This window comes from Enterococcus sp. FDAARGOS_375 (assembly GCF_002393265.1).
Taxonomy (GTDB): domain Bacteria; phylum Bacillota; class Bacilli; order Lactobacillales; family Enterococcaceae; genus Enterococcus_D; species Enterococcus_D innesii.
This window is the reverse complement of the sequence record NZ_CP023515.1, coordinates 2,467,501-2,480,678: the sequence shown is the minus strand read 5'-3', so window position 1 is coordinate 2,480,678 and position 13,178 is coordinate 2,467,501. Positions and strand designations below refer to the sequence as shown.

The 13,178-nt window shown below is 42.7% G+C and carries 11 protein-coding genes and 1 pseudogene; 1 reads left to right on the top strand and 11 read right to left on the bottom strand.

The window, feature by feature from the left end; translation table 11 throughout:
* Positions 1-7 precede the first annotated feature (7 nt).
* The 10 genes from CO692_RS13110 to arcA all read right to left on the bottom strand — a co-directional run bounded on the left by CO692_RS13110 (position 8) and on the right by arcA (position 10,139).
* The gene (locus tag CO692_RS13110) at positions 8-652 is read right to left on the bottom strand and encodes a V-type ATP synthase subunit D (RefSeq protein ID WP_005229243.1); all 645 of its coding nucleotides are present in this window, start codon (positions 650-652) and stop codon (positions 8-10) included.
* The gene (locus tag CO692_RS13105) at positions 652-2,040 is read right to left on the bottom strand and encodes a V-type ATP synthase subunit B (RefSeq protein ID WP_005237151.1); all 1,389 of its coding nucleotides are present in this window, start codon (positions 2,038-2,040) and stop codon (positions 652-654) included. The genes CO692_RS13110 and CO692_RS13105 overlap by 1 nt, the downstream gene beginning before the upstream one ends.
* Positions 2,040-3,815, bottom strand: coding sequence for a V-type ATP synthase subunit A (locus tag CO692_RS13100; protein WP_081118803.1), 1,776 nt, complete (start codon positions 3,813-3,815; stop codon positions 2,040-2,042). Before CO692_RS13100 ends, CO692_RS13105 begins: the two co-directional genes overlap by 1 nt.
* Positions 3,816-3,846: 31 nt before the next feature.
* A complete protein-coding gene (locus CO692_RS13095) occupies positions 3,847-4,161 on the bottom strand; it encodes a V-type ATP synthase subunit F (protein ID WP_005229240.1) in 315 nt (104 codons plus the stop codon).
* Positions 4,154-5,155: a V-type ATP synthase subunit C gene (locus CO692_RS13090; RefSeq protein WP_086292902.1), complete on the bottom strand. Its 1,002-nt coding sequence runs from the start codon at positions 5,153-5,155 to the stop codon at positions 4,154-4,156. The genes CO692_RS13095 and CO692_RS13090 overlap by 8 nt, the downstream gene beginning before the upstream one ends.
* Before the next feature lie 14 nt (positions 5,156-5,169).
* On the bottom strand, positions 5,170-5,760 hold the full coding sequence (locus tag CO692_RS13085) for a V-type ATP synthase subunit E (protein WP_086292904.1): 591 nt from the start codon (positions 5,758-5,760) through the stop codon (positions 5,170-5,172).
* A gap of 15 nt (positions 5,761-5,775) precedes the next feature.
* Positions 5,776-6,249, bottom strand: a complete 474-nt coding sequence (locus CO692_RS13080; RefSeq protein ID WP_005237160.1) for a V-type ATP synthase subunit K — start codon at positions 6,247-6,249, stop codon at positions 5,776-5,778.
* Complete coding sequence (locus tag CO692_RS13075) at positions 6,233-8,224, bottom strand: V-type ATP synthase subunit I (protein ID WP_096742405.1); 1,992 nt, start codon at positions 8,222-8,224, stop codon at positions 6,233-6,235. The genes CO692_RS13080 and CO692_RS13075 overlap by 17 nt, the downstream gene beginning before the upstream one ends.
* Positions 8,225-8,536, bottom strand: a complete 312-nt coding sequence (locus tag CO692_RS13070; protein ID WP_077452671.1) for a hypothetical protein — start codon at positions 8,534-8,536, stop codon at positions 8,225-8,227.
* Between the two features lie 385 nt (positions 8,537-8,921).
* A complete protein-coding gene (gene arcA / locus CO692_RS13065) occupies positions 8,922-10,139 on the bottom strand; it encodes an arginine deiminase (protein WP_096742404.1) in 1,218 nt (405 codons plus the stop codon).
* A 432-nt stretch (positions 10,140-10,571) separates the two neighbouring features.
* Here arcA and CO692_RS13060 point away from each other — a divergent pair, with 432 nt between their 5' ends.
* Entirely contained in the window at positions 10,572-12,569 is a 1,998-nt protein-coding gene (locus CO692_RS13060) for a beta-galactosidase (RefSeq protein ID WP_096742403.1), read from the top strand.
* A 65-nt stretch (positions 12,570-12,634) separates the two neighbouring features.
* Here the strand turns inward: CO692_RS13060 and CO692_RS13055 are convergent.
* Positions 12,635-13,076 (bottom strand): annotated as a pseudogene (locus CO692_RS13055) (HIT family protein).
* Between the last annotated feature and the right edge of the window lie 102 nt (positions 13,077-13,178).

Genomic DNA, 13,178 nt, shown 5'->3' with positions numbered 1-13,178 from the left:
AAAAGCCTCACTTTGCTTCATTTTCCGCAATGATATCTGTGACCTTCATCAAGCGGGTCAATGTTGCTCGTTCGTCTTCTGCCAGATTGCTTTCGATGTATTGAATGGTTTCCGTCAGTTTGGGAATCGTCATATACTCTAACGCATTGACTCTTCGTCTCGTCCGCTCGATCTCATTGGCCATCAGTTGACAGGTTTTCTCGATCTCTGCCAATTGCAGCATTACTGGCAGCATTTGGTCGAGATGAGACAATGAGAGATCCAGCTCACTGGTGGTACTTACAAAACCATAGGAAAAGTCATCATCAGAGCTTTCTTCTTCGTAAACAGGATTTAACACTGGCACATCCATATTCATGATGGTCCGACTTTGTACATCTAGGGTCACTTTATTTAAAGGGATCATAAATGCTTCTTGCAAAACGACATCGGGAATACTACTAGAAGCCAGCACATACTCTTCCATCCCTGCTTGCAGCGCAGTTTCCATTTTTTTACGAAGTTCCTGGTTTTTCTTTACTAGCTGAATGAATTGGCGCACCAGCTCATCTTGCTTGTCTTTCAATAATTTGTGACCACGGGTTGCCGTCGTCAGCCGTTTTTTCAAACGACTTAGTTCCATCCGCGTCGGATTGACATTTAAGATCGCCATTAAGAACTCACATCCTCGTCCGTTGGGTAATAGGCGTCGATAAATTCTTCTTTGATACGGCTCAACTCTTGTTTTGGCAAGGTAGCTAATAGCTTCCAGCCTAAATCTAACGTTTCTTCAATCGTCCGGTTGGTCTCAAATCCCTGGTTGACATACTCTTTTTCGAAAAGATCAGCAAAACGCGCGTACTTTTTATCAAGATCAGACAAGGCAGACTCTCCTAAAACGATCGATAACTCTTTGGCAGCTTTCCCATCGGAATAGGCGGCATAAATTTGATTCATCGTTGCCGCATGATCGGCACGGGTCTTACCTTCTCCCGTTCCTTTGTCCTTCAACCGGGAAAGACTTGGCAAAATATCCACTGGCGGGTTGATATTGCGTTTGTAAAGGTCCCGCGACAAAATGATTTGTCCTTCCGTGATATAGCCGGTCAAATCAGGAATTGGGTGGGTTTTATCGCCATCAGGCATCGTTAAGATTGGAATCTGTGTGACCGAGCCTTCTTTGCCCATCAAACGTCCTGCACGTTCATACAGCGTCGCTAAATTGGTGTACAGATACCCTGGGTAGCCACGACGTCCTGGAACTTCTCGGCGAGCAGCGGAGATTTCTCGCAATGCTTCGCAATAGTTCGTCATATCGGTCATGATCACTAAAACGTGCATGCCTTTTTCAAAAGCCAGATATTCTGCTGCGGTCAATGCCATCTTAGGGGTAGCGATCCGTTCGATTGCCGGGTCATTGGCAAGGTTCATAAACAAAACAGAACGGTCTAACGCACCGGTTTTACGAAATTCATCTACGAAAAATTCTGCTTCTTCAAATGGAATTCCGATAGCTGCAAAGACGATCGCGAAATTACCTTCTTGGCTGGGTACGGTTGCTTGTCGCGCAATTTGAGCAGCGATCTCTTTATGAGGCAAACCGGAGGCGGAAAAGATTGGTAGTTTTTGTCCACGAACTAGGGTATTTAAATGATCGATAGTTGAGATTCCCGTTTGGATAAATTCATCCGGGAAGTCCCGTGCCATTGGATTGATAGCTTCACCATTTACATCGATGCGTTTTTCTGGCAAGATTCTTGGACCGTTGTCTTTGGGTTTTCCTAAACCATCAAAAACTCGACCCATCATATCTAGAGAAACCCCCAAAGTCAAACCAGTTCCTAGAAATCTTGCTTTACTTTCTTCGGCACTCAAGTTGCTAGTACCTTCAAAGACTTGGACAACGGCATTGTCATCACTGACTTCCAGTACTTGTCCTTGACGGATCTCACCCGTGTCCATGCGGACTTCGACGAGTTCATCAAATTTAACGCCTCTGACGTTCTCAACCACCATTAAAGGGCCGGCGATTTCGGAAACTGTACGATATTCTTTTAACATCAATGAACACCTCCAGTTTCAATGATTCGTTGTAACATTTCTTTGATGTCATGCTTGATCGTATCCAAGCGGGTCAATTCTTCTTCAGGAATGTATTTGCTGCGGGCGATGCGCTCACGCAGATCAACCGTTCCTTTGGTGATCTCATCTAAGTAAGCACCTAGCTGCAGTGCACGTTGCGCTTGTTCATTAAAGTAAAGAATATTCTCTAACATTTTGAACTGCTTATTACGAGATGTATACGTGTCAACGTCATCAAAGGCGTTTTGCTGCAAGTAATCTTGTCTCAAAGAACGGGCTGTCATCATCGTCAAACGGTCTCTTTGAGAAAGAGAATCCATCCCTACCAATTGAACGATCTCTTCTAAACGGCTTTCTTCTTGGAGAATCGCCATTGATTCATTGACTAGCTCCGACCAGCGATCGCCTAATAATTGATCTAAATAAGAATTGATTTGATCTTCATAAAGGGAATAGGAATTCATCCAGTTGATGGAGGGAAAATGCCGTTTTTGCGCCAGCATGCTATCCAATGCCCAGAAAACTTTCACGATTCGTAAGGTATTTTGGGTGACTGGTTCTGAGATGTCTCCACCAGCAGGTGAAACCGCGCCAATTGCGGTAATGCTTCCTTCCCGAGGCTGCGTGCCTAATGAATGGAAACGCCCTGCTCGCTCATAGTATTCCGCAATTCGACTTCCAAGATAAGCCGGATAACCTTCATCTCCGGGAATCTCTTGCAATCGGCCACTCATTTCCCGCAGCGCTTCTGCCCAACGTGATGTTGAGTCTGCCATGATGGCCACACTATAGCCCATGTCACGGTAATATTCTGCAATCGTGATTCCTGTATAGATTGAGGCTTCCCGAGCAGCAACTGGCATATTCGACGTATTGGCGATCAAGACCGTTCGTTCCATGATCGACTTGCCGGTATTTGGGTCGATCAGTTCAGGAAATTCATTCATAACATCCCGCATTTCATTGCCTCGCTCGCCGCAGCCGACATAGACAACGATATCCACATCTGACCATTTAGCAATTTGGTGCTGAACAACTGTTTTTCCGGCACCAAATGGTCCGGGAACGGCAGCTGAGCCGCCTTTTGCTACTGGAAAATAGGTGTCGATGACTCGCTGTCCAGTGACCAGCGGTTCGCCTGGATTTAATTTAGCAGTAACGGGACGTGGTTGACGAACTGGCCATTTCTGAACCATCGTCAAGGATTTTTCCCCCTCAATGGTTTCTAAAACACAGATCACTTCAGTAATAGCAAAATTCCCTACCATGATTTCTTTGACGGTTCCTTCATAGTTTGGTGGAACCATGATTTTATGCTCGATCACCGACGTTTCTTGTACTGAACCTAAAATGTCGCCGCCCTGTACGGTATCACCGACTTGTACTTGAGGGACAAAGGTCCATTTCTTTTGGCGATTCAGTGGATCGATGGTGACCCCTCGTTCCAAAAAATCACTTTCTGTTTGCGACATAAACGTATCTAATGGTCGTTGGATCCCATCAAACATCTGAGTCAACAAACCTGGTGCTAGTTCGACAGACAATGGTGCGCCTGTCGTTTCCACGGGTTCGCCTGGTCCGATTCCCGCTGTTTCTTCGTATACTTGGATCGAAACCAGCCCTTTTTTGATCTCAATGATCTCACCGATAAGGCCCTTGTCACTGACTTTGCAGATTTCATGGATTTTTGCGCCACTCAATCCTGAGGCGGTGACCAGTGGTCCCGATACTTTTTCAATTGTGCCAAATGCCACATTTATTCCTCCTAGCTGGCTGACTTGTCTGTTATGAATCTAAAATATTCATTCCTACCGCTTTTTCCACATTTTGCTGAATGCGTGCCATACCGATTCCTAGACTACCTGTACTACTTGGGATCGGAATGATTGCTGGTGTCGGTACTTCTTCATAGCGGCGAACGATCGGTTCTAATTGTTCGATCAGTCGCTCAGTCAAAAAGATCACCCCATAGGCTTCAGCCATTTCTTCTAGTTGTTGGGCGGCTTCATCCAAATCGCTGACTGGAAAGATGTCGATCCCCAGCCCTTTGAAAGGCAAGATCGAGTTCTTACCACCCATCATTGCTATTTTTTTATGCATAACTATCACGCACCCGACTTCTTAAAATCTCTTCCGGCACCTTATTGATTTTCCCAATCAAGAGAATTCGCAAGTTCTTGCTTTCAATTTCCTTGGCGTACAAGTACCCTGCCAATGCTGAAGGGCCAAAAGGAACAATTTTATGTTCTTTGAGCTTCGCCATCAGAAAATTGTCTTTGCGTATATCAAAGGTATTCAAGGTCTTCTTCTCTACCAACTCTTCATAGCTGTGATTGATCAGTTCTTTATAAGGAGTTCCTTGCAAATATGCCACAAATGCCTCAAGGGAAGTCGTGATCTCAGCTAACAGTTCTTTTGCAGGTAGGTTCCCATGATCGGCTAAAACTGCGCTGATAAAGCCGCGCTTGCGTTTCATCGCGTAACTGCGCAACGTTGTTGAAATGTTGAAGATATCGATCTGTCGACGAATCAAGCTTTGCAGCAGATCGTCGTCGTATTCTTTGCCAATCGTCCACAATTGTTCCCAATAATGGTTATCAAAGATGATATCGATCGATTGGACCTCATGGTAGTTCTCAATATAAGAGAAGACTTCTTCCACACAATCAACCATCTCTTTGGCAACAAGATTGCTTTTTCTGGTCTTGACCAGATCCTTAAGGACGGAAAGCGGCTGGGTGCCGATTGGGACAAGGTATTCAGAAAAATCTTCCTGCATATACGCCGCTTTTACCAAGACTTTCAGATTTTGATAGTCATATTTCAAAGCAAAGAAATCAACGATCGCTTTTTCCGGTGTCAGCTGATACATCGTGTCGTATACCCGTTTCAACTCCGCCATCAACACATCTTCAAAGTCGTGTACACGATCATCCTCGTTGATGAAGTCACCATAAACCGTTTCTTGCAACATACTGTAGATTTCCTCTGCGCTAGCAGCCGAGAGCATCCGCTCATAGCGGCTGCGATCGAATAATTGCGATTCATACGTCCGAATTCTCGTATTTAAGGTATTGTATTTGATGTCATTCATCTGTTTGCACCTGCTTACTGTTCAAAAATCAATTGCAGTAACGTATTGCTTAACTCTTCTTTGTTGGCTTCTAGCAGCGCATCAAAAGTAAAATTCAACTCAATCGCTTCTTGTCGCAACAAAAAGCCGCCCTTACGAGGGATCGTTTTATTTACCAGTTTCAGCTGAACCTCTGGAACCGATGCTTGCAACTTAGTAAGGAGTTCCTCATCTACTAAATGGCGGGTCTTCTCACCTAAAAGCAACTCAACCTCACCAGTTAACCGTGCATTCGCCAAGCCTTTAGCGATAAACGCATAAAATGCTGCTTGATCCATTGTATTTAAACGAGTCAGAGCCTCAGAAAACAGCTCATCTAAGACAGACTGCTTTGCTGCCAAGACCTTGTTTCTTGATTGAATATGCACATCTGAGATTTCCAAATACATCGCCGCACGTTTTTCTTTTTCGTAGAAAGCTAGTCGTTCGTTCAGCTCTTTTTCTAATTGCGTTCGCTTTAAGTTTTCTTGATTTTCACTTTCTTTTTTTGCTTCTTTGATTTGCAACTGGTATTTCTTTTCCGCATCAGCGGTTATTTTGTCAGTTAAACGTGTAATATCAGACATTCACTTTCCCTCCTCTTAATTCAAGACAAGCAAGAAGGAAATTACGAACCCTAAAATACAATACGTTTCCATCATCGCTACTAAGATAATTCCTTTGGTCACATGTTCTGGTTTTTTGGCTAAAATCTGCATCGCAGCACTTGCGGCACGTCCTTGCCATTTTCCGGCTACGATTGCTGTTAATGCGATTGGCAGTGAAGCAATAAACAAGTACAATCCGCGATCGAATGAGAGCGAACCGCTGATCTGACCAAAGATCATAAAGGAAATTACGAACCCGTATAATCCCTGAGTACTAGACAGCAATTCCAAGATCAACGCTTGCCCGAATTTCTCTGGCTGCTCAGAGATCAAGCCTGACGCTGCTTCACTGGTCATCCCAACACCGATCGTTGATCCGATACCGCCGCAAATCGTTGCGGTCGCCACACCTAAAGCTGCAAAAACAATTCCACCATTTTCGTAAAAGAAACTAATCCAATTTTCCATTATTGTCCTCCTGTAACTTCTCTTCTGAGATGATCTCTACATAGTTTTCATTTGATTTGAAGGGGTCAAAAGCACGACCGCCCCCCGTAAAGAATTTTCCAAAATACTCTAAATACTGCAAACGGATACCATGAACATACGCACTAAGGTAACTTAAGAAAATATTTAGGCCATGCAATGCCACAAATAATAAGATACCAACGGTAAAACGGGCTGCCGGCGGTAGGTAGCTGATGATCAAATTGAAGGCTGAGGCGATACTTCCGCCGGCAACCCCTAACGCCATCAGACGGGTGTAACTGATCAAGTCACCAACATAATTGGTCACATCCATCAATCCGTACAATCCAGAACCGATTTTTCCAGCTAAGGTCTTTCCTTCTAAACTGCCTCCGATCGCCACTGCTAAAAGACTGGCAGCGATCATCACGATCCCAATCGTTTGCAACGGTGTATCAGGGAAAAGCAGCATTCCTGCGGCAACAAAAACCACACTGATCAAAAAGACGATCCACGAACCGGCTTGGAACATCGCAGCCAGTTTCTGGTCTTTTTTCTTCCATAAAATATAAAATTTCAGCGCCAATCCAAACATGATCTGAATGTACCCAAAGATCACGGATAAGACTAAGATCTGATTGACATCATCCTGGGCAGACAACAGTTGGAATGAGAATTCAAATCCGAAGAAGTTGCCATAGATCAAGCCCCAGATAATCGTAGGGATCGAGCACAACTGAAAGAGGGTCAAATTTTGTTCCAGCCCTTTGCTGAGGTGAAACAGCTTTTTCCCCAGGAATGTCGCCAGAAACAAGAGCAACCCATAGCCAAAATCGGCAACCATCATCCCGAATGCCACCATATAAAAAGGCGCCATAAATGGTGTCGGATCTAACTCATCATATTGCGGCAAGCTGTACATCCGAACAAGTCCTTCAAAAGGTTTGATCCAACGTGCGTTTTCTAATAAAATCGGCACATCAGCGATCTCTTTTTCCGTCACTTCTTGGTATTCGAGGTAATAGTTATCCGTGGTTCCTTTTTTGATACGTTTTTCTAATTCGGCCGCCCCATCAACAGGAACCCAGCCAGAAATCGAGACCGCATGAGTTGAACGTAAAAGCATTTTATTGCTTTTTAAGCGGGTGATCGCTCCATCTAAATACTCGGCAACGATCCGCAACGTTTCTTGCTCGTTTGTCATTGCGCGAAGAGCGGCTTTGATCTCTTTTTCTTCATCAATTAGACGTTGGGATTTTTCTTTCATCGTTTGCAGATCTTCTTCTGGAATGCCCTCATAAGGGTAGATGTATTGCTCAAAGGCTGCTTTCTTTAGAAGAGTAGTTACTTTTTCTTTTACATCTTTATGGAAAAGCACCAACAAGTAAGTTGTCGTTTGTGATTGATAAATGGTTTCGACATAGACAAGTGGCAGCTTTTCACTGTTGGTCGTAAAGTCAGCCATTTCAGAAGTAGGAATCGATCCTAACATGCCACCTGATTTTTTTAATTCTTTTAAAACAGCCGGCCGTTCTTTGAAGTACTTCCAGATCGACAGCTCTGCTTCTTGTGCTAATACATCGCGTTTTTCTTGATCAATCAAGCGAAGACGTTTGTCTTGTTTACGAAGGGTTTGGCATAATTCTTGCCAAGGATAGGTGTGGGCTGTTTCAGCCAATTCTTGAAGGGTATATTTTTTGATTGGTTGCCGCAGTTGTGCCAGCATTCCTTTTTTGGGTACATATTCTTCTAAAAAATTTAAGCTCCAGTTGACTTGACCAAACTGGTTCTCCATTTCTTCTTCAGACTGTTCCTCGCGAACCGGTGCCAAAACACCCGTCGTTTCTTCAGAATCATAATATTTTTCCGAAGAAAGCAGTTCTACGCCTTGAAAGTCTTGCAGCTGCTCTAAAACAGCTTCTTTCTGATCGTAAAAGGTCAACAGACTGAACTTTTGCATTTTTGCAATTGCCATTTATGTCACAACCTTATTTATTATTATTGCTAATGCTTCTTCTTTTAACTCATTAGGGATCGTTCTTAGTGTTTCTACTTCTGCTTTCGTTTTAGCCATGAGCGGTTCTTTTGATTGTACCAACTCAGCTGCGATTTTTTGATTGATTGCTTCTTTTTGTTGGGCCTCTTTTTCTGCCAACTCTTTTTTAAACGCCTTCAACCGTTCTTCGCGTGCTTGTGCCAAATGTTTTTTTTCTGCTTCTGCTTCTTTATTTTTATTTTCCGCAAATTGCTCTGCTTCTTGTAATAATCGAATGGCATCTACTGTCATTTTCTCACCTGCTTTCACTTTTTTTCCGCAAAAAAAACCACTACAAATCAAGCATATGGCATTCGCTGATCGTAGGGTGTCAAAAATCAATAAGTGGCAAATACCTTCACCTATTTCCGTTTTCTAATATAACCGTAACATAAATCTAGCGATAGAACAAGGTTCCTAGCGTTTTTTTATAGTCTTTACATACAAAAGTCACAAAAATTACACATTTTCACAAAAAGAAATCCTTTTCAATTTAAAGTGGGTTAAATGAGGACAAAAAAGGAAGATTAGAAATAGAATTCCGTTTCAAATCTTCCTTTTATTTTTTTCTCTTCCATTTCTTAACTTTCATAATTTCAAAGCAAGTTGCCGTATTTTTAAATAACAAAGAACTATCCTACTCACGAATAAACGGCATACTCATACAGCGGGGACCCCCACGTCCGCGAACCAATTCGCTGCCTGAGATCTCATTCAACTTAACGCCAGCCTCTTTTAACAGCCGGTTGGTAATGGTGTTGCGGTCATAGACCACGACCTCCCCTGGGGCGATCGCCAGTGTATTGGAGCCATCATTCCATTGCTCTCTAGCTGCTGCTGCCAAATCGTCGCCACCACAGCGGATCAGGAGCACTTCAGGCAGATCTAAATAACGACAAAGAATATTTTCCAATGTATCTTTTTCCTCAAATACCCGAACACTGTCCTTGTGTTTAGTGATTGAATACAGCGAAAGTTCTCCCTCGATTTCTGGATGAATCGTGAACTTATCATGATCCACCATCGTAAAGACCGTATCTAAATGCATAAATTTTCGTTCCTCGCCGATATTAAAGGCCAAGATATGTTCAAAACTCGGTTCTGTGGCAAAAATCGTTTCGGCAATTTTTTCGATTGAGGCAACTTCGGTTCGTTGAGAAATCCCGATCGCCACGATTTTATCAGATAAAATCAGCTGATCGCCGCCTTCCATCCGCGTCGTTTCGTCCCGATGATACAAAAAGTTCGTCTCATTGCGGGCAAACATCGGGTGTTGCGTGAAAATTTGTTTTCCGTAGAGGGTTTCCCGTCTTCTCGTTGCAGAATACATTCGATTCAAGGAAACACTATGACCAATCGTTGCAAAAGGATCTCGTGTGAAGTACAAGTTAGGCATTGGATCAATCAAGAAAGGATATTCTGTTTCAACGATTGCCGTTAAGTTACTGGCTTTTGAAATTTCTACCTCACTTTTTTTCAAGCCCGCCATCGTATGATCGATAAAGGCGCGATTATCTTCGATCGAAAGGAAAAAATTGCGTACTTCGTTGCGAATCTCTTCATCAAGGATCGTAGTTTCATTTAAATAGTCTTCTAAAAAGGCCTCTTTGGCACCAGTTGTTGTCAATGTTTCAGCAGCTAGATCCTCCAAATAAAGAACTTCCACTCCTCTGTTTCTTAACGTCTCGGCAAAAAAATCATGCTCTTTTTGCGCTTGGTCTAGAAAAGGAATATCATCGAACAACAAGCGATCAAGATAATCCGGCATCAAGTTTTCCAATTCTGCTCCTGGACGATGCAAAAGCACCCGCTTTAAAGGGGCAATCTCAGAAAAGATTTGTATTGGCTGGTTCATGGACGTGTCTCTCCTTTTTCGCATTTTTTGTAGAATAACTTATGTCATTCCTTTTTCATGACTTCTCATCACATAATTATTCATTTCTTTGTATCATAGTGTTCTTCTGCTAATGTTTAAAAGTTTTTTAGATCTGTTGGTTATAAACATGCAATTTTTTATAAAGAAACGATCAATAAAAAAACAACTAATTAGAGAGATAAAGTTTAGATGTTTTAATTTACCGCCTTTTTCAATTGTATATTTTTGTTAAAAAAACAGCAAGACAAAAGAACTGTTGGCCGATAGACGCTGCTCTGAAAAAGGATTGAACTATCTTTGTTTTTTTGGATCATTTCATGTTTGTTTAATGATAACGCTATCAAAAGCATGATTGTTTGATATGATTCAAGTAGCTTGTTACTAGCGAAACGTCTATAAAGGAGCGATTTGATGAAAACGCAACGTCATCTTTACTATGGTGCCGACTACAATCCTGAACAATGGTCTAAAGAAGTCATTCTTGAAGATATGCGTTTAATGAAAGAAGCAGGTGTGAACTATATGAGTATCAATATTTTTGGCTGGGTCAATCTACAACCAGATGAATCCACCTATGATTTTGACTTTCTGGACTGGTTGATGGATCTTTTATATAAAAACAATGTCATGATCGACCTAGCCAATGGTACAGCTTCTCCACCGGCTTGGCTTGTTCAAAAACATCCTGAGATGCTGCCTGTGACCATTCATGGCAATCGACTGGTTCATGGGGCGCGCCAGCACTACTGTCCGACTTCCCCTATCTATCGTCAATATGCCGCCGATTTGTCTGAAGCAGTCGCAAAACGTTATGCTAATCATCCAGGGCTGGTCATGTGGCATATCAATAATGAATATACCTGTCACATCCACGAGTGTTATTGCGATCATTGTCGGAAAAGATTTCAGACATGGTTAGCAGAGAAGTATCAGACGATCGCTGGATTGAATGATGCTTGGTCAACCAAGTTTTGGAGTCAATCCTATGGCAGCTGGGGGGAAATTTTTTTACCTGAGGCAATGCCAACCTTCAAAAATCCTGCGCAGCAATTAGACTATCGTCGGTTTCTTTCCGACATGAATCTGGAACTTTATCAACTCGAAAAGGCGGCGATTGCAAAATATTCGCAAGGCATCCCTTATATGACCAATCTTATGGGCTTACACAAATACGTGGATGGATTTAAATGGGCCCCTGAAATGGATGTGGTCAGTTGGAATTCGTATCCGAATCCCTTTGAAAAAATTCCTTACCCGCAATTTCTTGCTAACGATTTAACCCGCAGCTTGAAGAAAAAGCCTTTCTTGATCATGGAGCAAGCCACCAGCGCCGTTAATTGGCGGCAAATTAATGGGGCAAAAACACCCAACCAGTTGCGTCTTTGGAGTTATGAAGCGCTCGCTCATGGCGCTGATGGTATCATGTTCTTCCAATGGCGACAGTCTCGTGGCGGTGCGGAAAAATTCCATAGTGCGATGGTGTCTCACGGAGATCCTCAGTCAAGCCGTATCTTTCGTGAATGTGCACAATTAGGCAACGAATTTTCGCAACTGTCGGAAATCGTTGGGACGCGCTTCTTGGCTGATGTCGCGGTTGTCTTCGACTGGGAAAATTGGTGGGCGCTGGAATTGGATGCCAAACCAAGCACCTTAAAGTACATTCATCAGTTACGCAGCCTGTATGCCGCGCTAAGGGAGTTAAATCTGAGCGTAGACTTTGTCCATCCTTCCGAATCCCTAGACGGCTATCCTTTAGTGATCGCTCCGAATCTCTATTCAGCACCCGAAGCCTTCGGCAAGAAGATCCATGATTACGTGCAACAAGGCGGCATCTTCTTGACGAATTTCTTTAGTGGGATCGTCAATGAATATGACCAAGTCTATCTTGGGGGCTATCCAGGACTGTTTAGAGACACCTTAGGGATCATTGTAGAAGAGTTTTACCCAATGAAAGCCGCTTCCTACCATCAGATTGACTTTCAAGGTCGTCGGTACGACAATTCCCTCTGGGAGGAAGTTATCCATCTAAATGGTGCTGAAGCTTTAGCAACCTTCCAATCCGGTTTTTTATCCGATAAGCCGGCCATTACTATGAATCAAATCGATGATGGGTATGCGTATTACCTGGGAACAGAATTGTCTCTTGATGGGGTGACCACATTTTTAGCGACCATTTTAGAAAAACACAAAATAACGACTCATGCCCAGCACTTCTTGGCTGCTCCTACTGGAGTCTCTGTTACCTGCCGCAAAGGTGATGGCTATACACTCGTCTTTCTCTTAAACCACACCGAGCAGACAACAGAAGTGAAGCTGAAAGCCGCTGGAGTAGACCTTCTTACCAAAGAAACCAAACAATTGGCAGTTCTGAAACCAAAAGAAGTCGCAGTTCTTAAGTATATTGATTGATCTAAGGAAAGAACCTCCATGAAGCGATCGCTTCATGGAGGTTCTTTTTATAGTCGTTACTAGATTCAAGAAGATTCATTAGACAAACGATAGGCATTTTCTAAACAAGAGGCTATCTTTTGTCTTAGCTTTCCATCTCTTTTTTCTGAATAGTGATACTCTGGATTACTCCAATGGGATTTGTCATACAGCCAAACAGGCATTTTTTTCGCTTCGTCGGTTTCCCATTCATAACGAGGAAAAAGATGTGCATGAAGAAAGTTATCGGTATTTCCTAATAGTTCATAATTGATTCTTAATGGAGAACAAGCCTGTATTATAGCATCTCCTAAAAGAGTCATATCAGTTAAGAAAACCTGTCGCTCATTTAAATCTAGATCATTTAAAGAAGCCACCTCTCTTTTAGGTAATAATACACAATATCCAGGAAGAAATTGGACATCGCCATAAACAGCAAAACTGCTTCAATTTGATCCCCCCTCTTTCCTGTTCCTTGCAGCTATTCATGTAAAAACTATAAAAGATTAAGGGAAGGCTTTCAATAGTAACAAAACAAAAAAAATCTTTGCTATATGAGTTGTCCTCCAAAATCGTATTTGTAGACTTTTA